Genomic DNA, 17,313 nt, shown 5'->3' with positions numbered 1-17,313 from the left:
CGTTCTACGGACGCAGCCGTTGTATGCTGCTCCGGTTGCCCGATGAGAATCGGGCCATTCCCCCGGCAAGCCACTTCAGACCACTGATTCCGGCACGCCGGATTTCACCGTAAGTGCATCTGAAGTCTTTGGAGTGACCCGTGGCTGCCAACTGCGACGTCTGCGGCAAGGGGCCGGGCTTCGGCAACAACATCTCCCACTCGCACCGCCGTACGTCCCGTCGCTGGAACCCGAACATCCAGCGTGTGCGTGCCGTGGTCGGTCGGACGCCGAAGCGGCTCAACGTCTGCACCTCGTGCATCAAGGCCGGCAAGGTCTCGCGCTAAGTGATGCTCCCCGCGCTCGTGCGGGGATGATCCCGCCGACGCTCCGTCGTAGCGCAGCCCTCCGGTTGCCTTGAAAGCCGGTCCACCTCTCGGTGGGCCGGCTTTTCAGCGCTCGCGGCGCCGCCTGGCCGGGGGCCGGACCGGGCGGGCCGGGGCTGCCGGGCACCGGCGCGGGCGTACCGGTGCGCGGGCGTACGAGCGTACGGGCGTGCCCCCGGCGCGGGGCGTGCCCGGCCCGCGGCGCCGTCAGCCGCCCGGCCGGCGCCGCTGCCAGGCGTGGTCGACGGGCCCGATCCCGCCGCCGAGCGGGAAACCGGCGGCGATCGCGCCCGTCACATACGCCTTGGCGGCCGCGACGGCCTCCGGGACGTCCAGCCCCTTGGCGAGTTCCGCCGCGACGGCCGAGGCGAGGGTGCAGCCGGTCCCGTGGGTGTGCCGGTTGTCGTGCCGCGGGGCGCGCAGCCAGTGCGTCGCGGCGCCGTCGGTGAGCAGGTCCACCGCGTCCCCGGCGAGATGGCCGCCTTTGACCAGCGCCCAGCGCGGCCCGAGCGCGAGCACCGCGTCCGCCGCACGGGGCAGGTCGTCCTCGCTCTCCACGCGCACACCGGTGAGCCTGGCGACCTCGTCGAGGTTGGGGGTCGCGACCGTGGCCGTCGGCAGCAGTTCCCGCCGGACGGCCTCGAGGGCGGACGCGGCCAGCAGGGAGTCGCCGTGCTTGGAGACGCCGACCGGGTCGACGACCACGGGGGCGTCCGTACCGGCCAGCAGGTCCGCCACGGCCTCGACGAGTCCCGCGGAGGCGAGCATCCCGGTCTTCACGGCCTGGACCCCGATGTCGTCCACGACACTCCGGTACTGGGCCCGTACCGCCTCGGCCGGCAGCTCCCAGGCCCCCTGCACCCCGAGCGAGTTCTGCGCGGTGACGGCCGTGACGACGCTCATCCCGTGCACGCCGAGGGCGAGCATGGCCTTGAGGTCCGCCTGGATTCCGGCGCCGCCGCCGGAGTCGGATCCGGCGACGGTGAGCACCCTCGGCGGTGCCTGCCGCGTCACGCCTCCGCCCCGAAGTGGTCCCAGCCGCCCTTGCCGGTCCAGGGCGCGCCGTCGACGGTCACCTGGGGCAGCGCCGACGGGTTGAGCACCTCGCCGATCACCTTCCACCGGGCGGGCAGCTTCGCGTCGGGCGGGAAGGTGGCGACGATCGCGTGGTCCTCGCCGCCGCTGAGCACCCACTGGAGGGGGTCGACGCCGACGGCCTGGCCGATGTCGTTCATCTGCGAGGGGATGTCGATCAGTCCGGAGCGCAGATCGATGCGGACCTTGCTGGCCTCGGCGATGTGGCCGAGGTCGGCGACCAGGCCGTCGCTGACGTCGGTCATGGCCGTGGCGCCCAGTCCGGCGGCGGCGGGACCCGCGTGGTACGGCGGTTCGGGGCGCCGGTGCGCCTCGACGAACGCGCGCGGCGAGCGGAACCCGCGCGACAGCACCGCATGACCGGCGGCGGACCAGCCCAACCACCCGGTGTAGGCGACGACATCGCCGGGCTGGGCCCCTGCCCTGGTCACCGGGTCGTGGTTGCGGAGGTCGCCGAGAGCGGTGATCGCCAGGGTGATCGTGTCGCCGCGGACGACGTCGCCGCCGACGACGGCCGCGCCGGCGACCTGGCACTCGTCCCGGATGCCGTCCATCAGCTCGGTGGCCCAGGTGACCGGCAGGTCGGTGGGCACCACCAGGCCGAGCAGCAGCGCGGTCGGCACGGCTCCCATGGCGGCGATGTCGGCGAGGTTCTGCGCGGCGGCCTTGCGGCCCACGTCGTAGGCGGTGGACCAGTCACGCCGGAAGTGCCGCCCCTCCAGCAGCAGGTCGGTGCTGGCCACGACCCGGCGGTCGGGTGCGGACACGACCGCGGCGTCGTCGCCGGGTCCGAGCCGTACCGCGGGGGTGGAGGTGAGCCTGGAGGTGAGCTCCTTGATGAGCCCGAACTCCCCCAGCTCGCCCACAGTGCCCTTCATCTCGTCATGCCCTTCGTCGCCGCGGTGCCGCCGGACGGCCCGGCCCACCTGCTGTCCGTGCGGTCGCGAGCCGTCACCGCTGTCGGTACCGTCGAGTAGGCCCCGTCGGCCGTCAACTTCCGTGCCCGGTACGCCACGCTGCGCGCGCCCCGGGGCGCGCGGGTCTCCCCGCGGCCCGCGACGACGCGATACCGTGGCGTCCCTTCTCCCCACATGATCCTCGTAGCCGCCCTGGAGGTTCCGTGGTACAGGCGTACATCCTCATCCAGACCGAGGTGGGCAAGGCGTCGACGGTCGCCGAGACCATCTCCAAGATCCCGGGAGTGATCCAGGCCGAGGACGTGACGGGTCCCTACGACGTGATCGTGCGCGCGCAGGCCGACACCGTCGACGAACTGGGCCGGATGGTGGTCGCCAAGGTCCAGCAAGTGGACGGCATCACCCGTACGCTCACCTGCCCCGTCGTGCACCTCTAGCCCCCGTCTACGCTTGGCCGGTGACGTCTCACCGCCGGCTCCCGTTCCTGCCCCTCGCCGCCGTGCTGGTGGCCGCCGCGGGCTGCTCCTCCGCGGACGCCGCCCGGCCGGTCGCCGTTCCCGCTCCCCCCGCCGAGGAGAAGGCCCTGTGCCTGGCGCTGCACAAGGCGCTGCCGGAGTCGGTGGCCGGTGAGAGCCGCCGGGATCCCGAGCCCCGCTCCGAACTGACCGCCGGGTGGGGGGACGCCGCGATCGTACTGCGCTGCGGCGTCCCCCGCCCCGCGGGGATGCAGAGCGCGCAGGCGGACGGGGTGGAGGTGAACGGCGTCGGCTGGTTCTCCGAGGAACTGGCGGACGGCGCCAGGTTCACCACCACGTACCGCAGGACGTATGTCGAGGTGACGCTCTCGGAGCGGTTCACGGACATGGGGCCGCTGACGGACCTGGCGGAACCGGTCGCCGGGGCCGTCCCGCCGCGCTTCACCGGGACTCCCTAGCCGGGGAGCCAGTTCGTCCGCCGTGACTGCGCGCCCCGGTCGGCCGCAGGGCGCCGGGGTGGTGCCGGACCGGCGAGGACCGCAGGCGCCGACGGCCGGCGAGTGCGCCCGGCCGGCCACGCGGTGTCCGGACCGGCCCGCCGGGCTCGGGGGTCCGCCGGCGCGCGTGCCGTCCTCGGCGAACGCGGGGCGCAGCCCCGCCGCAGCGAAGTGGTCCCGGGTCGGCGGGGCCGGCCGGCTCCCGGCCTCTGCCCTGTTCGGTGTGAACCGCCTCCCCCGCACCCGCCGGCGGGTGCGGGGGAGGCGGTTCAGCGCAGGCCGGTGGAACGCCGGAGCGCCGCCTGGAGGAGGCGGTCGACGAGTTCCGCGTAGTCGACTCCGGACTCCTGCCACATGCGCGGGTACATGGAGATGGGCGTGAAGCCCGGCATGGTGTTGATCTCGTTGATCACGAACTCGCCCGCCTCGGTGAGGAAGAAGTCCGCGCGGACCAGCCCCTCGCAGGACGCGGCCTCGAACGCCTCGACCGCGAGGCGCCGCACCTCGGCGGTCTGCCCGTCGGTGAGCGGCGCGGGCACCAGCCCGGTGGCCGAGTCGATGTACTTGGCCTCGAAGTCGTAGAAGTCGTGCGAGGAGACGGGCGGGATCTCGGCCGGGACGCTGGCGCGGGGGCCGTCCTCGAACTCCAGCACACCGCACTCGATCTCGCGTCCGCGCAGCAGTGCCTCCACGATGACCTTGGGGTCGTGGCGCCGGGCCTCCCGCACGGCCTCGTCCAGCCCGTCGAGGCCGTCGACCTTGGTGATGCCGATCGAGGAACCGGCGCGGGCGGGCTTCACGAACAGCGGCCAGCCGTGCTCGCCGGCGAAGTCGACGACCTTCCTGCGGGCGGCGGAAGGGTCCTGCTCCCACTCTCGGGGCCTGATCACCGTGTAGGGGCCGACCGGCAGTCCGAAGGACGCGAAGACGCGCTTCATGTACTCCTTGTCCTGGCCGACGGCCGAGGCGAGGACGCCGGATCCCACGTACGGGACTCCGGCGAGTTCCAGCAGGCCCTGGAGCGTGCCGTCCTCACCGTACGGGCCGTGCAGCACGGGGAAGACGGCGTCGACCTCGCCGAGGGCCTTGGGGACGCAGCCCGGCTCGCTGTAGACGACCTCGCGGTTGGCGGGGTCGACGGAGAGGACCACACCGCCCTCGGCGGACTCCGCGAGGTCGTCGACGGACGGCAGCCGCCGGTCGGCGATGGCCATCCGGCCGGGCTCGTCGGCGGTGAGCGCCCAGCGGCCGTCCGCGGTGATGCCGATGGGCAGGACCTCGTACTTGGTGCGGTCGATGGCGCGCAGCACGGCGCCGGCCGTCACGACGGAGATCGCGTGCTCGGAGCTTCGGCCGCCGAAGACGACCGCGACGCGCGGCTTGCGGAGCGCCTCGCCGCCGGTGGGGGCAGGGCCGGTGCTCTGGGACTGGTTCTCGCTCATATCGCGACGAGCGTACCCTGCGCCTCCGCCGGGTCGAAGGGGCGCGCGGCCGCCGAACGGAAGAGCAGGATCCGGCTGCCTCTCCTCAGTGGCGCTCGGGCTTGGCGCTGCGGGACATCAGCTCCTTGAGAGCGACGACCGGTGGCTTGCCCTCGTGGACGATCGACACGACCGTCTCGGTGATGGGCATGTCGACGCCGTGCCGGCGGGCCAGATCCAGGACGGACTCGCAGGACTTCACGCCCTCGGCCGTCTGCCTGGTCGCGGCGATGGTCTCGCGGAGCGTCATCCCGCGGCCGAGGTTGGTGCCGAAGGTGTGGTTCCGGGAGAGCGGCGAGGAGCAGGTGGCCACGAGGTCGCCGAGGCCGGCGAGGCCCGAGAACGTCATCGGGTCGGCGCCCATGGCGAGTCCGAGGCGGGTCGTCTCGGCGAGTCCGCGGGTGATGAGGGTGGCCTTGGAGTTGTCGCCGAGACCCATGCCGTCCGCGATGCCGACGGCCAGGCCGATCACGTTCTTGACGGCGCCGCCGAGTTCGCAGCCGACGACGTCGGTGTTGGTGTAGGCGCGGAAGTACGGGGTCATACAGGCGGACTGGAGGCGCCGGGCGACGTCCTCGTCGGCGCAGGCCACCACCGCGGCGGCGGGCTGGCGGGCGGCGATCTCCCTGGCCAGGTTGGGCCCGGTGAGGACGGCCACCCTCCGCCTGACGTCGTCCGGGGCGCCCCCGGCGGGCGCCTTGGCGACCACCTCCTCGACGACCTCGCTCATCCGCCTGGCGGTGCCGAGTTCGACCCCCTTCATCAGCGAGACCAGCACGGTGCCGGGGGCCAGCAGCGGCGCCCATTCCGTGAGGTTGGCGCGCAGGGTCTGGGAGGGGACGACGAGGACGGTGAAGTCGGCGTCCCGGGCCGCCTCGGCGGGGTCGGTCGTGGCCCGGACCGCCTCGGGGAGCAGGACCCCCGGCAGGTAGTCGGGGTTGGTGCGGGTGCTGTTGACGGCGTCGACGAGCCCGGCGCGGCGGCCCCAGAGGGTCACCTCGCAGCCGGCGTCGGCCAGGACCATCGAGAAGGCCGTGCCCCAGGAGCCCGTGCCGAAGACGGCGGCTTTGACGGAACGAGTCACTGCGTCCCCTCCCCCGCGGCGTCGCGCCGCTGATCGGCCCGCGCCCCGCGGTGGTCGTGCGGCATGGCCGGGGCCAGCTCACCGCGGATCTCCTCCAGCTGCGCGGTGATCGCGGCCATGATGACCTCGGTGGCCTCGCGCAGGACGTCGGGGGTGGGCTCCACACCGTGGAAACGGGACAGGTCCACGGGCGGTCCCGCCTGCACGATCAGGGTCTTGCGGGGGAACAGCCGCAGCTTGTCCTCCCGTGCGTACGGCGGCATCGCCAGGTTGGCGCCCCACTGGGCGACGGGGACGACCGGGGCCTTGGTGAGGAGCGCGACGCGGGCGGCGCCGGTCTTGCCGGCCATCGGCCACATCGCGGGGTCCCGGGTCAGCGTGCCCTCCGGGTAGAACGCGACGCACTCGCCGCGTTCGATGGCGTCGACGGCGGACCGGAAGGCGTCGAGGGCGTTCGTCGTCTCCCGGTAGACGGGGATCTGGCCTGTTCGGCGAAGCATCATGCCGACGAAGGAGCCCTCGAAGAGCCCGGCCTTCGCGAGGAAGCGCGGGACGCGTCCGGTGTTGTACTGGTAGTGCGCGTAGGACAGCGGGTCCAGGTAGGAGTTGTGATTGACCGCGGTGATGAATCCGCCGTCGGCCGGAATGTGCTCCATTCCCCGCCAGTCCCGCTTGAACAGAACCACCAGCGGCGGTTTCGCGATGGCCGCTGCAAGGCGGTACCAGAAGCCGATTCTGCGGCGGGACACTCGGACACCTTCCTCTTCGGACCTGACGGCCGCCCGGCTGGTGCCCGGCTGCTGGGGGTCAAGTGTCGCCCCGGGCCCCTGGTCTGTCGAGGACACCGTACGCCCCGCCCGTGACACCGGGCCGCCGGGCCGCCACGGGCGCGGGTGACAATGTGCCCGTGCACTGGTCACTGGTCGTCCCCCTGAAACCGCTGGCACTGGCCAAGAGCCGGCTGTCGGAGGCCGCGGGCGGTGCGATGCGCCCGCGGTTCGCGCTCGCCTTCGCGCAGGACACGGTCTCCGGGGCGCTGCGCTGCCGTGCGGTGCGGGACGTGCTGGTCGTCACCGACGATCCGCTGGCGGCGGCCGAGCTGGCCGCGCTGGGCGCGCGCACCGTCCCGGACGCGCCGGGCGCCGGGCTCAACGCGGCACTGGCCCACGGGGCCGCGGAGGTGCGTGCGCGGCGGCCGGCCGCCGCGGTGGCGGCGCTCAACGCGGACCTGCCGGCCCTGCGCCCGGCGGAATTGGAACGGGTGCTCGCCGCGGCCCGGAAATTCCCCAGGGCTTTCCTGGCGGATGCCGCCGGAATTGGCACGACATTCCTGTCGGCGGCACCCGGCACGGAATTGCGTCCCGCATTCGGCGGTCCCTCGCGGCACCGGCATTCGGCCTCGGGTGCCGTGGAAATCGAATTGGACGCGGTGGACTCGGTGCGCCGCGACGTGGACACCGGGGACGATCTGCGGGCGGCCCTCGCGCTGGGCGTCGGTCCCCGAACCGCCGCCCGGTGCGCCGCGGCACCGGCCGCCTGGTGCCGCTGAACCCGCGCCGCCGGTCCCGGACGGCCGGGATTGCCCGGAACCGGGCCCGGACCGGGGCGGAACGTCCTCCGCCGGCGCCGGATAGGCTCGGGGCATGCAGGCGACCGCGTACACGTACGACCCATCGACCCGCAGCGGGAGCGTGCTGCTCGACGACGGGACTCCGGTGGACTTCGGCACCGCGGCGTTCGACGCCGGGGGGCTTCTGCTGCTGCGCCCGGGTCAGCGGGTCCGTATCGAGACCGAGGGCGAGGGCGGCGATCTCCGCATCACCCTGGTCACCCTGCAGACGCTGTGACCCTGCAGACGCTGTGACCCGCCCCGGACGGGACGGTACGGGGCGATCCGGGAAACGCCGCGGGCCGGGCTCCCCCAGGGGAGTCCGGCCCGTCGCGTGAGTGGCCCTGAACTGCTGCGCCGCCTACTTCTTGCGGGCGGTGGCCTTCTTGGCGGAGGTCTTGCGCGCGCTGGCCTTCTTCGCCGGCGCCTTCTTGGCCGCCGCCTTCTTGGCGGGAGCGGTCTTCTTCGCCGCGGCCGTCTTCTTCGCGGTGGTCTTCTTCGCCGCCGCCTTCTTCGCCGTGGTCTTCTTGGCGGTGGTCTTCTTCGCCGCCGCCTTCTTCGCCGTGGTCTTCTTGGCGGTGGTCTTCTTCGCCGCCGCCTTCTTCGCCGTCGCCTTCTTGGCTGCGGCCTTCTTCGCGGCGGCTCCCATCTGGAGGCTGCCCTTGGGAGCCTTCTTGACGGACACTTCGCCACCCCTGGGGAGCTTCTTCGTGCCGCTCACCAGGTCCTTGAAGCCCTGGCCCGCGCGGAATCGCGGCACCGAGGTCTTCTTGACCCGCACGCGCTCGCCCGTCTGCGGGTTGCGGGCGTAGCGGGCCGGACGGTCCACCTTCTCGAACGAGCCGAAGCCGGTGACCGAAACCCGGTCGCCGCCGACAACCGCGCGGACGATCGCGTCGAGGACCGCGTCGACAGCGTCGGCGGCCTGCTGCCGGCCGCCCATCTTGTCGGCAATCGCTTCTACGAGCTGCGCCTTGTTCACGTCTTCCCCTTCGGAGACATCGCCGGAACGAAACTGTTCAAGCTATTTCGCACGTTAGGCAGATATATACCGCAAATCAAACACGAAACGGGCTAATCACCCTAGTGCCGCAACGAAGTCGACCGTCGCGGCACGCGACCGCGTCGCATATCGGCCCCGCCGCCGGACGGTCAGTCGCCTTGGGGGAATCGACCTTCATCGAGGTCCTTCATCAGCCGGTCCAGGCGCCTTGCGGCGTCTGCGAGATCGTGCTTCGCCACGGCCGTCACCGCCAGCAGCTTCCGGGACAGCGCCAGCCGCACGCTCTCCGGAACATGCAGTTCGCGCACCCTTGTGTGCGCTTCCTTCAGTCGGGCAGCGACCGCCTCGTAGAGCTCGAGTTGACTGTCGCGTTCCATGCACCGATTGTGCCATCTGGGGCGAGTTGTCGCCCCGGGGGGCCTCAACACACGACTGCGCCCCCCACCGGGCGGTGAGGGGCGCAGCGCCGGGAAACCGCTGTTCAGACCTCCATCGTGCGGGGCTTGAAGGACTGCCTGGAGGCTTCGTGCGCCGCGATGTCCGCTTCGTTCTGAAGGGTGAGGCTGATGTCGTCGAGTCCGTTCAGCAGCCTCCACCGGGCGTTCTCGTCGAGTTCGAAGGCGGCGGTGAGGCCCTGGGCGCGGACCTCCCGGGCATGCAGGTCGACGGTGATCTCCGCGCCGGGGTCGGCCTCGGTCAGCTCCCACAGCCGGTCCACCGTGCCCTGCGGGAGGACCACGGTCAGCAGGCCGTTCTTGAGGGAGTTGCCGCGGAAGATGTCGGCGAAGCGGGAGGAGATCACCGCCTTGAAGCCGTAGTTCTGCAGGGCCCACACGGCGTGCTCCCGGGACGAGCCGGTGCCGAAGTCGGGGCCGGTGACCAGGACGGTCGCGCCCTGCCGTTCGCGCTGGTTGAGGACGAAGTCGTCGTTCTTCCGCCAGGCCTCGAACAGTCCGTCCTCGAACCCGTCGCGGGTGACCTTCTTCAGCCAGTGCGCGGGGATGATCTGGTCGGTGTCGACGTTGCTGCGGCGCAGCGGGACGACCCGGCCGGTGTGGGTGGTGAAGGCTTCCATGGCGGTCAGACTCCGGCTGGTGCGGGCGTGGCGGACGCGTCGGTCAGGTCGGCGGGGGAGGCGAGGTGGCCGAGGACCGCGGTGGCGGCGGCGACCTGCGGCGAGACCAGATGGGTGCGGCCGCCCTTGCCCTGGCGCCCCTCGAAGTTGCGGTTGGAGGTGGAGGCCGAGCGCTCCCCGGGAGCGAGCTGGTCGGGGTTCATGCCCAGGCACATCGAGCAACCCGCGTGCCGCCATTCGGCACCCGCCGCCTTGAAGACCTTGTCCAGGCCCTCCTCGACGGCCTGGAGCGCGACGCGTACCGAGCCGGGGACGACCAGCATCCGCACGCCGTCGGCGACTTTGCGGCCGCCGAGGACGTCCGCGGCGGCGCGCAGGTCCTCGATACGGCCGTTGGTGCAGGAGCCTACGAAGACGGTGTCGACCCGGATGTCGCGCAGCGGCTGCCCGGCGGTCAACCCCATGTACTCCAGGGCCTTTTCGGCGGCGTGGCGCTCCGATGCGTCCTCGTACGACGCCGGGTCGGGGACACTGGCGGACAGCGGTGCGCCCTGGCCGGGGTTGGTGCCCCAGGTGACGAAGGGGGACAGTTCGGCGGCGTCGATGAACACCTCGGCGTCGAAGACCGCGTCGTCGTCGGTGCGCAGGGTCTCCCAGTAGGCGACCGCGGCATCCCACTCCGCGCCCCTGGGTGCGTGGTCGCGTCCCTCCAGGTAGTCGAACGTGGTCCGGTCGGGGGCGATCATGCCCGCCCGGGCGCCGGCCTCGATCGACATGTTGCAGACGGTCATGCGCGCCTCCATCGAGAGCTTCTCGATGGCGGAGCCCCGGTACTCCAGGACGTAGCCCTGGCCGCCGCCGGTGCCGATCCTGGCGATGATGGCAAGGATCAGGTCCTTGGCGGTGACCCCTTCGGGCAGTTCCCCCTCGACGGTGATCGCCATCGTCCTGGGGCGCGTCAGGGGCAGCGTCTGGGTGGCCAGCACGTGCTCGACCTGCGAGGTGCCGATCCCGAACGCCAGCGCGCCGAAAGCGCCATGGGTCGAGGTGTGGGAATCGCCGCAGACCACCGTGGTACCCGGCTGGGTCAGCCCCAGCTGCGGCCCCACCACGTGCACCACGCCCTGCTCGACGTCGCCCAGCGGGTGCAGCCGGACCCCGAACTCCGCGCAGTTCTTGCGCAGGGTCTCCAGCTGGGCCCGGGACACCGGGTCCGCGATGGGCTTGTCGATGTCCAGCGTCGGGGTGTTGTGGTCCTCGGTAGCGATGGTGAGGTCGAGCCTCCGCACCCGCCGGCCGTTCTGGCGGAGACCGTCGAACGCCTGCGGGCTCGTCACCTCGTGCAGGAGATGGAGATCGATGAAGAGGAGGTCTGGCTCGCCCTCGGCGCGCCGGACGACATGGTCGTCCCAGACCTTCTCCGCGAGTGTCCTGCCCATCGCTTTCCCTCCGGCCCGGCAGCGCCGCCGGGCACCAACTAGAGATCGATTGCACCTCCGTCCGCATGTCGGGCCGGGCGGAGAGCACGGGCCCTTGTGCGGGCACACCTCCAGAGTCGCAACTTCTCGGGGAATGTGAACTTGCGTTTCACAGAGTGAGACGTGAGTATCGTTGCATGGACAACTCTAGCGGTGTCGGCGTTCTCGACAAGGCAGCTCTGGTGCTGAGCGCCCTGGAGTCCGGTCCGGCCACCCTCGCCGGGCTGGTCGCGGCGACAGGGCTCGCACGACCCACGGCCCATCGCCTCGCCGTGGCTCTGGAACACCACCGGATGGTGGCGAGGGACATGCAGGGCCGGTTCATCCTCGGCCCGCGACTGGCGGAGCTGGCCGCCGCGGCGGGCGAGGACCGGCTGCTGGCCACGGCCGGGCCGGTGCTGACGCATCTGCGCGACGTCACGGGCGAGAGCGCGCAGCTGTACCGGCGCCAGGGAGACATGCGCATCTGCGTGGCGGCCGCCGAGCGGCTGTCCGGACTGCGGGACACGGTACCCGTCGGCTCCACGCTCACCATGAAGGCGGGCTCCTCGGCCCAGATCCTGATGGCGTGGGAGGAGCCGGAGCGACTGCACCGGGGGCTGCAGGGGGCCCGTTTCACGGCGACGGCGCTGTCCGGCGTACGGCGCCGGGGCTGGGCGCAGTCGATCGGCGAGCGCGAGCCGGGCGTCGCCTCCGTCTCGGCACCGGTGCGCGGCCCCTCCAGCCGGGTCGTCGCCGCCGTCTCGGTCTCGGGACCGATCGAGCGCCTCACCCGGCACCCCGGCCGGATGCACGCCCAGGCCGTGATCGACGCGGCGGCGCGCCTGTCCGACGCCCTGCGCCGCTCCGGCTGACACCTCTCCCGCCTCGGCGCTCCCCCGGCGGCCGCCCCGCGCCCGCGCCCGGCCGGAACGTGTGGCCGCAGTCGGACACTCCGGCGGCCGTCCCGTGCCCGCTCCCGCTCCCGTGCCCGGCGTGGGCCCAGGCGCGGGCGGAGCCCTTCCGCCGCGCCCGAAGAGCAGGCCCCCTCCGGCGGTGGCGGGGCGCACGGCCGGGCGCCCCGCGATCACGCGGAGCGCAGGCGCTCCGCCGCCCGGTCGCCGCGGCGGGCGACGGGGACGACACCGGTCGCCGCCCCCAGCCCGTACGCGGGCATGTTCACATAGACGTTCTCGTACGAGCCCGCCGGCACGATGTAGGTCTCGTGCCAGAAGCCGACGCGGCCCCTGCCCTCGCGCATCCGCCTGTTGAACGCCGCCCAGGCCGGGCGGTGCCCCCTGTCCTGGTCCGCCGCGTAGGCGAAGAGCTTCTCCACACTGTCCCAGTACTGGACGACGAACAGGACACGCGGCCCGCCCAGCAGCAGCCGGTGGCCGAGCAGCCCGCCCCCCTCGTCCCGCGACAGTTCCTTGAGCATCCGCGTCATGGCCCGGAACACCGGCCACCAACTCCGCACCGCGCGGAAGCTGTTGATACGCATCCCGATGAGGAAGACGATCACGTCGCCCTGCGCATCGGCGGTCATACGACCCTGGATCGGAGTGCTGCCCATCGCTGTTTCCCCTTGGACTCACCTTGGATAGTTCTGCTATCCATGCTTGGATAGTGACACTCTCCAAGAAGGGGCGCAAGTGCATGAGGCTCGCGGAGCTCAGCGAACGCAGCGGGGTGCCGATACCGACGATCAAGTACTACCTGCGTGAGCGGCTGCTGCCGCCCGGCCGGCGGGTCAGCGCCAGGCAGTCCGAGTACGACGAGGGGCATCTGCGCCGGCTCCGCCTGGTCCGCGCGCTGATCCAGGTCGGCCGGATGCCGGTGGCGACGGCGCGCGAGGTGCTCGCGGCAGTCGCCGACGACGGCCTCGACCCCCACAGGCGGCTCGGCGCGGCCGTCTGGGCCATCCCGGACGACCCGGAGCAGGGCGAGGACGACCCGGCCGCCGACGAGGCACGCCGCGCGGTGGACGCCCTGCTGGACCAGCTGGGCTGGACGTTCGGCCGGGAGGCGGGCGCGCAGTCACCCGCCTACCGGATGGTGGTCTCCGGGATCGCCACGATGGTGCGCCTCGGATATCCCTGCGATGTCGGCCAGCTGCTGCCGTACGGCCGGAGCGCGGCCGAACTGGCCGTCACGGACCTGGACTTGGTGGAGCGGTACGAGCCCGGGGAGGAACAGGTGGAGGCGGCGGTGGCACTGACCGTGCTCTACGAGCCGGTGCTGCTCGGACTGCGCAGGCTGGCCCAGGCCGAGGAGTCGAACCGGCGCTTCGGCTGACCGGGAGGGGACCCGCCGAGCAGGAAGGCAGGAACAGGAAGGGACGAACGGCAGGAAACAGCAGGAAACAGCAGGGAACGGCCGAGCGGGAAAACAGCGGGAAAGACGGAGAGGCCCTCCCGGACGGGAGGACCTCTCCTCGGTGTACCCCCGACCGGATTCGAACCGGCGCTACCGCCTTGAGAGGGCGGCGTGCTAGGCCGCTACACAACGGGGGCAAGATCTTGATCCGTCGAAGGCGGATCAGCTGGCCTACCTGGACTCGAACCAAGACTAACTGAACCAGAATCAGTCGTGCTGCCAATTACACCATAGGCCACTGGTGGTTTAGACCAGTTGGTACCCCCGACCGGATTCGAACCGGCGCTACCGCCTTGAGAGGGCGGCGTGCTAGGCCGCTACACAACGGGGGCCTGGACGATCCCCACCCGGCTGGAACCGGATGTTTTTTCACTGCGGGACCACCGGGAGCGACCCGGTGATCACACGGGAAGGATCTGTACCCCCGACCGGATTCGAACCGGCGCTACCGCCTTGAGAGGGCGGCGTGCTAGGCCGCTACACAACGGGGGCTTTGCAGATGAGCTCTGCGAGCTGGCCTACCTGGACTCGAACCAAGACTAACTGAACCAGAATCAGTCGTGCTGCCAATTACACCATAGGCCACCAAAACTCAACCCCCCTGCGGGGGTTTCGTTCAGGTTGTGCGCTTCCGGTTTCGGCCTTTCGGCCCGCTTCCCTCGGCGCAGGAAGAACATTACCCGAAGGAGGACGGCGCTCCAAAACGGGTATCGCCCCGCAACAGGGCGGGCAGCTCGCTGAGACCGGTGATCCTGGTCAGCTCCGGCCGGCCGCCCGCCCCGACGCGGTCCAGCCAGATGCCGGCGAGCCCGGCGGCGACGGCTCCCCGGGCGTCGATGTCCGGGTGGTCGCCGACGTGCGCCACCTGCCCCGGGGGCAGCCCGAGCGCGTCGCACGCGGCGTGGAAGGCGGCGGCCCGGGGCTTGGCGACGCCCAGCTCCGCGGCGCAGACGACCGCCTCGAAGCGGTCGCGGACGCCCAGCACCGTCAGCTTGCGGTGCTGGTTGCGGAGGGAGGAGTTCGACAGCACGGCGTGCCGGAAGCCGTTCGCCAGCCGGTCCAGCGCGGGCACGGCGTCGGGGAACAGCCGCCATGCGGCCTCGTAGTGGGCGACGTAGCGGGCGAACCACTCCTCCGCCAGGGCGTCGCTCATGGCCGGCTGACCGAGGAAGTCCCTGACCCGGTCGCGCCGCTGGGCCTCGAAGTCCACTCCCCCGGCCTCGAAGCGCCGCCAGTGGATCAGCGTGAGTTCCTTCCAGCGGGCCAGGGCCCGGTCGACGGACGCGTAGGCCTCGGCCAGGCCCTCGGCCCGGAGGTGCCGCCCCATGCCCGCGCGGTCGGCTCCGGCGTAGTCGAAGATCGTGTCGTCGATGTCCCACAGGACGGCTCGGATCGGCATGGTCCGAGGCTACGCCGAAGGGGCGGCCGCCCGGCCGGGAAAGGACGCGGCGGGCGGCCCGGAGGGCGGCGGCACGCGGCCGCCGCCCCGGGTACGCACGGCGAGGGGCTACGCCCCGAGCTTCTCCAGCGCCGCGTCGATGCGCGCCAGCGACTTCCCGCGGCCCAGGATCTGCAACGACTCGAAGAGCGGCAGGCCCACCGTGCGGCCGGTGACCGCGACGCGTACGGGGGCCTGCGCCTTGCCGAGCTTGAGGCCGTGCTCCTCGCCCGCGGCCAGGACCGCCTCCTTCAGCGCCTCCGGGTGGGCCCAGTCGGCGGCCGCGAGCTTCTCGCGGGCCGTACGCAGCAGGGCGCCGGAGCCCTCCTTCATGGCCTTCTGCCAGGACGCCCCGTCCTCGACCGGCTCCCTGCGGAAGAGGAAGTCGACGTTGGCGGTGATGTCGGAGAGGACCGTCAGCCGGGTCTGGGCGTACGGGGCGACGGCCTCCCACGCGGACCGGTCGAAGTCCTCGGGCTCCCAGTTCGCGTGCGGGGCCCGCAGCCACGGCTCGCAGGCCTCGGCGAAGGCCTTCACGTCCAGCCGGCGGATGTGGTCGGCGTTGATCGCCTCGGCCTTCCTGAGGTCGAAGCGGGCCGGGTTGGCGTTGACGTCCGCGATGTCGAACCTTCCGACCATCTCGGCGACGGAGAAGACGTCCTGGTCCGCGGAGAAGGACCAGCCGAGCAGGGAGAGGTAGTTGAGCAGGCCCTCCGGCAGGAAGCCGCGCTCCCGGTAGAGGTTGAGGGACGACTGCGGGTCGCGCTTGGAGAGCTTCTTGTTGCCCTCTCCCATGACGTACGGCAGATGCCCGAAGGCGGGGATCCGGTGGGCGACGCCGAGTTCGATCAGCGCCCCGTAGAGCGCGATCTGGCGGGGGGTGGAGGAGAGCAGGTCCTCGCCGCGCAGCACGTGGGTGATGTCCATCAGCGCGTCGTCGACCGGGTTGACCAGGGTGTAGAGGGGCGCGCCGTTGGCCCGGACGATGCCGTAGTCCGGCACGTTGTCCGGGGTGAAGGTGAGTTCGCCGCGGACCAGGTCGGTGAAGGTGATCGGCTCGTCGGGCATCCGGAACCGGATGATCGGCTCGCGGCCCTCCCGCTCGTAGGCGGCCTTCCGGTCGTCGGGCAGGTCGCGGCAGTGGCCGTCGTAGCCGGAGGGCCGGCCGGCGGCGCGGGCGGCCTCCCGGCGCTCGTCGAGCTCGGTGACCGTGCAGTAGCAGCGGTAGGCGTACCCGCCGGCCAGCAGCTTCCCGGCGACGTCCCGGTAGAGGTCCATGCGCCGCGACTGGCGGTACGGCTCGTGCGGCCCGCCGACCTCGGGCCCCTCGTCCCAGTCGAGCCCCAGCCAGCGCAGCGAGTCCAGGAGCTGGTCGTACGACTCCTCGGAGTCGCGCGCCGCGTCCGTGTCCTCGATGCGGAAGACCATGGTGCCCTTGTTGTGCCGGGCGAAGGCCCAGTTGAACAGGGCGGTGCGGACCAGACCCACATGGGGGTTGCCGGTCGGCGAGGGACAGAAACGTACGCGGGGGGGTACCCCCTGCCCGAGCGGAGCCGAGAGCAGGGGGGAGGGTCCGTTAGCCACGCTTGATCACCTTGTTGGTGAGAGTGCCGATGCCTTCGATGGTGACGGCGACCTCGTCGCCGACGTTGAGGGGGCCGACCCCGGCGGGTGTGCCGGTGAGGATGACGTCTCCGGGCAGCAGCGTCATGGCCTCGGTGATGTGGACGACCAGGTCCTCGACGGAGCGGATCATGTCGCTGGTGCGGCCCAGCTGGCGCTGCTCGCCGTTGACCGTGCACTGGATGGTGAGGTCGCCGGCGCGGGCCGGGTCGATGCCGGTCTCCACCCAGGGGCCGAGCGGGCAGGACGTGTCGAAGCCCTTGGCCCGGGCCCACTGCTTCTCGCGCCGCTGGGCGTCGCGGGCGGTGACGTCGTTGGCGCAGGTGTAGCCGAGGATGACGTCCTTGACCCGGTCGCGCGGGACGTCGCGGCACATCCGGCCGATCACGACGGCGAGTTCGGCCTCGTGGTGCACCTCTTCGGAGAAGGACGGGTACTCGATCGCGTCACCGGTGCCGATCACCGAGGTGGTGGGCTTGAGGAAGGCGACCGGCGCCTCGGGGACCTCGTTGCCCAGCTCCGCGGCGTGCTCCGCGTAGTTGCGGCCGATGGCCACCACCTTGTTCGGCAGGACGGGCGGCAGCAGCCTGACCCCGCTCACCGGGATCTTCGTGCCCGAGAGCTCGAAGTCGCCGTAGGGGACGCCCTTGATGACGTCCAGGACGAGGCCGGCCGGATCGCCGGTCCCCTCGCCCTCGACCGCGCCGAAGGCGACATTGCCGTCGATGGAGAATCTGGCGATCCGCACGGGTGCCTCGCGCCCCTCTGTATCCGCTGGCCGGAGTCTGACGCTCCAGGCTAACGCGCGGGAGAGGGC

At 72.0% G+C, this 17,313-nt stretch carries 20 protein-coding genes and 5 tRNA genes; 7 read left to right on the top strand and 18 right to left on the bottom strand.

Annotated features, from left to right (window positions below):
* Positions 1-140 precede the first annotated feature (140 nt).
* Complete coding sequence (gene rpmB / locus DDQ41_RS20795) at positions 141-326, top strand: 50S ribosomal protein L28 (RefSeq protein WP_003957616.1); 186 nt, start codon at positions 141-143, stop codon at positions 324-326.
* Positions 327-572: 246 nt separating this feature from the next.
* On the opposite strand, the gene thiD is transcribed toward rpmB, so the two are convergent.
* Together thiD and DDQ41_RS20785 are read right to left on the bottom strand one after the other, a co-directional pair.
* Positions 573-1,379, bottom strand: a complete 807-nt coding sequence (thiD, locus tag DDQ41_RS20790) for a bifunctional hydroxymethylpyrimidine kinase/phosphomethylpyrimidine kinase (protein WP_109295835.1) — start codon at positions 1,377-1,379, stop codon at positions 573-575.
* Positions 1,376-2,338 (bottom strand): thiamine-phosphate kinase, encoded by a 963-nt coding sequence (locus DDQ41_RS20785; RefSeq protein WP_109297850.1) that lies wholly within the window; start codon positions 2,336-2,338, stop codon positions 1,376-1,378. Before DDQ41_RS20785 ends, thiD begins: the two co-directional genes overlap by 4 nt.
* 242 nt (positions 2,339-2,580) lie before the next feature.
* On the opposite strand from DDQ41_RS20785, the gene DDQ41_RS20780 reads away from it, so the two are divergent.
* Both DDQ41_RS20780 and DDQ41_RS20775 read left to right on the top strand, forming a co-directional pair.
* Positions 2,581-2,814: an Lrp/AsnC family transcriptional regulator gene (locus DDQ41_RS20780; protein WP_028802415.1), complete on the top strand. Its 234-nt coding sequence runs from the start codon at positions 2,581-2,583 to the stop codon at positions 2,812-2,814.
* Between the two features lie 20 nt (positions 2,815-2,834).
* Positions 2,835-3,311, top strand: coding sequence for a DUF3515 domain-containing protein (locus DDQ41_RS20775; RefSeq protein ID WP_109295834.1), 477 nt, complete (start codon positions 2,835-2,837; stop codon positions 3,309-3,311).
* Positions 3,312-3,619: 308 nt separating this feature from the next.
* Here DDQ41_RS20775 and DDQ41_RS20770 read toward each other — a convergent pair whose 3' ends face one another.
* The 3 genes from DDQ41_RS20770 to DDQ41_RS20760 all read right to left on the bottom strand — a co-directional run bounded on the left by DDQ41_RS20770 (position 3,620) and on the right by DDQ41_RS20760 (position 6,664).
* Positions 3,620-4,792 (bottom strand): D-alanine--D-alanine ligase family protein, encoded by a 1,173-nt coding sequence (locus DDQ41_RS20770; RefSeq protein WP_109295833.1) that lies wholly within the window; start codon positions 4,790-4,792, stop codon positions 3,620-3,622.
* Between the two features lie 85 nt (positions 4,793-4,877).
* A complete protein-coding gene (locus tag DDQ41_RS20765) occupies positions 4,878-5,915 on the bottom strand; it encodes an NAD(P)H-dependent glycerol-3-phosphate dehydrogenase (RefSeq protein ID WP_109295832.1) in 1,038 nt (345 codons plus the stop codon).
* The gene (locus tag DDQ41_RS20760) at positions 5,912-6,664 is read right to left on the bottom strand and encodes a lysophospholipid acyltransferase family protein (RefSeq protein ID WP_109295831.1); all 753 of its coding nucleotides are present in this window, start codon (positions 6,662-6,664) and stop codon (positions 5,912-5,914) included. Before DDQ41_RS20760 ends, DDQ41_RS20765 begins: the two co-directional genes overlap by 4 nt.
* Positions 6,665-6,822: 158 nt before the next feature.
* On the opposite strand from DDQ41_RS20760, the gene cofC reads away from it, so the two are divergent.
* Complete coding sequence (gene cofC, locus DDQ41_RS20755) at positions 6,823-7,464, top strand: 2-phospho-L-lactate guanylyltransferase (protein ID WP_373995469.1); 642 nt, start codon at positions 6,823-6,825, stop codon at positions 7,462-7,464.
* A gap of 94 nt (positions 7,465-7,558) precedes the next feature.
* The gene (locus DDQ41_RS20750) at positions 7,559-7,762 is read left to right on the top strand and encodes a hypothetical protein (protein WP_109295829.1); all 204 of its coding nucleotides are present in this window, start codon (positions 7,559-7,561) and stop codon (positions 7,760-7,762) included.
* Between the two features lie 123 nt (positions 7,763-7,885).
* On the opposite strand, the gene DDQ41_RS20745 is transcribed toward DDQ41_RS20750, so the two are convergent.
* The 4 genes from DDQ41_RS20745 to leuC all read right to left on the bottom strand — a co-directional run bounded on the left by DDQ41_RS20745 (position 7,886) and on the right by leuC (position 11,041).
* Positions 7,886-8,506 (bottom strand): HU family DNA-binding protein, encoded by a 621-nt coding sequence (locus tag DDQ41_RS20745; protein ID WP_109295828.1) that lies wholly within the window; start codon positions 8,504-8,506, stop codon positions 7,886-7,888.
* A 170-nt stretch (positions 8,507-8,676) separates the two neighbouring features.
* Positions 8,677-8,904 (bottom strand): SCO5555 family protein, encoded by a 228-nt coding sequence (locus tag DDQ41_RS20740; RefSeq protein WP_109295827.1) that lies wholly within the window; start codon positions 8,902-8,904, stop codon positions 8,677-8,679.
* A 104-nt stretch (positions 8,905-9,008) separates the two neighbouring features.
* Positions 9,009-9,602 (bottom strand): 3-isopropylmalate dehydratase small subunit, encoded by a 594-nt coding sequence (gene leuD / locus DDQ41_RS20735; protein WP_109295826.1) that lies wholly within the window; start codon positions 9,600-9,602, stop codon positions 9,009-9,011.
* Positions 9,603-9,607: 5 nt separating this feature from the next.
* Complete coding sequence (gene leuC, locus DDQ41_RS20730; RefSeq protein WP_109295825.1) at positions 9,608-11,041, bottom strand: 3-isopropylmalate dehydratase large subunit; 1,434 nt, start codon at positions 11,039-11,041, stop codon at positions 9,608-9,610.
* Positions 11,042-11,217: 176 nt separating this feature from the next.
* On the opposite strand from leuC, the gene ndgR reads away from it, so the two are divergent.
* A complete protein-coding gene (gene ndgR / locus DDQ41_RS20725) occupies positions 11,218-11,934 on the top strand; it encodes an IclR family transcriptional regulator NdgR (protein ID WP_109295824.1) in 717 nt (238 codons plus the stop codon).
* A gap of 212 nt (positions 11,935-12,146) precedes the next feature.
* Here ndgR and DDQ41_RS20720 read toward each other — a convergent pair whose 3' ends face one another.
* On the bottom strand, positions 12,147-12,632 hold the full coding sequence (locus tag DDQ41_RS20720; protein ID WP_245991270.1) for a DUF4188 domain-containing protein: 486 nt from the start codon (positions 12,630-12,632) through the stop codon (positions 12,147-12,149).
* An 83-nt stretch (positions 12,633-12,715) separates the two neighbouring features.
* Here DDQ41_RS20720 and DDQ41_RS20715 point away from each other — a divergent pair, with 83 nt between their 5' ends.
* The gene (locus DDQ41_RS20715) at positions 12,716-13,354 is read left to right on the top strand and encodes a MerR family transcriptional regulator (protein ID WP_172607735.1); all 639 of its coding nucleotides are present in this window, start codon (positions 12,716-12,718) and stop codon (positions 13,352-13,354) included.
* Between the two features lie 145 nt (positions 13,355-13,499).
* On the opposite strand, the gene DDQ41_RS20710 is transcribed toward DDQ41_RS20715, so the two are convergent.
* The 8 genes from DDQ41_RS20710 to DDQ41_RS20675 all read right to left on the bottom strand — a co-directional run bounded on the left by DDQ41_RS20710 (position 13,500) and on the right by DDQ41_RS20675 (position 17,244).
* A tRNA-Glu gene (locus DDQ41_RS20710) sits at positions 13,500-13,572 on the bottom strand.
* A gap of 29 nt (positions 13,573-13,601) precedes the next feature.
* A tRNA-Gln gene (locus DDQ41_RS20705) sits at positions 13,602-13,673 on the bottom strand.
* An 18-nt stretch (positions 13,674-13,691) separates the two neighbouring features.
* Positions 13,692-13,767, bottom strand: a tRNA-Glu gene (locus DDQ41_RS20700).
* Positions 13,768-13,854: 87 nt separating this feature from the next.
* A tRNA-Glu gene (locus DDQ41_RS20695) sits at positions 13,855-13,927 on the bottom strand.
* 21 nt (positions 13,928-13,948) lie between these two features.
* Positions 13,949-14,020 (bottom strand) — tRNA-Gln (locus tag DDQ41_RS20690).
* 91 nt (positions 14,021-14,111) lie between these two features.
* Positions 14,112-14,834, bottom strand: coding sequence for an HAD family hydrolase (locus DDQ41_RS20685; RefSeq protein WP_109295821.1), 723 nt, complete (start codon positions 14,832-14,834; stop codon positions 14,112-14,114).
* A gap of 108 nt (positions 14,835-14,942) precedes the next feature.
* Complete coding sequence (gltX, locus tag DDQ41_RS20680) at positions 14,943-16,457, bottom strand: glutamate--tRNA ligase (RefSeq protein ID WP_172607722.1); 1,515 nt, start codon at positions 16,455-16,457, stop codon at positions 14,943-14,945.
* Positions 16,450-17,244, bottom strand: a complete 795-nt coding sequence (locus tag DDQ41_RS20675; protein WP_109295820.1) for a fumarylacetoacetate hydrolase family protein — start codon at positions 17,242-17,244, stop codon at positions 16,450-16,452. Before DDQ41_RS20675 ends, gltX begins: the two co-directional genes overlap by 8 nt.
* Positions 17,245-17,313 lie beyond the last annotated feature (69 nt).

Origin of the sequence: Streptomyces spongiicola (assembly GCF_003122365.1) — a bacterium.
GTDB classification, from domain to species: Bacteria; Actinomycetota; Actinomycetes; order Streptomycetales; family Streptomycetaceae; genus Streptomyces; species Streptomyces spongiicola.
The sequence above is the reverse complement of the archived record's forward strand: the minus strand, read 5'-3'. Positions and strand labels throughout refer to the sequence as shown.

Excerpts from the sequence above, each read along its gene's own strand:
- DDQ41_RS20785 (WP_109297850.1), bottom strand. The coding sequence starts at position 2,338 with ATGAAGGGCACTGTGGGCGAGCTGGGGGAGTTCGGGCTCATCAAGGAG.
- DDQ41_RS20770 (WP_109295833.1), bottom strand. The coding sequence starts at position 4,792 with ATGAGCGAGAACCAGTCCCAGAGCACCGGCCCTGCCCCCACCGGCGGC.
- DDQ41_RS20750 (WP_109295829.1), top strand. The coding sequence starts at position 7,559 with ATGCAGGCGACCGCGTACACGTACGACCCATCGACCCGCAGCGGGAGC.
- DDQ41_RS20740 (WP_109295827.1), bottom strand. The coding sequence starts at position 8,904 with ATGGAACGCGACAGTCAACTCGAGCTCTACGAGGCGGTCGCTGCCCGA.
- leuD (WP_109295826.1), bottom strand. The coding sequence starts at position 9,602 with ATGGAAGCCTTCACCACCCACACCGGCCGGGTCGTCCCGCTGCGCCGC.
- leuC (WP_109295825.1), bottom strand. The coding sequence starts at position 11,041 with ATGGGCAGGACACTCGCGGAGAAGGTCTGGGACGACCATGTCGTCCGG.
- ndgR (WP_109295824.1), top strand. The coding sequence starts at position 11,218 with ATGGACAACTCTAGCGGTGTCGGCGTTCTCGACAAGGCAGCTCTGGTG.
- DDQ41_RS20720 (WP_245991270.1), bottom strand. The coding sequence starts at position 12,632 with ATGGGCAGCACTCCGATCCAGGGTCGTATGACCGCCGATGCGCAGGGC.
- DDQ41_RS20715 (WP_172607735.1), top strand. The coding sequence starts at position 12,716 with ATGAGGCTCGCGGAGCTCAGCGAACGCAGCGGGGTGCCGATACCGACG.
- DDQ41_RS20685 (WP_109295821.1), bottom strand. The coding sequence starts at position 14,834 with ATGCCGATCCGAGCCGTCCTGTGGGACATCGACGACACGATCTTCGAC.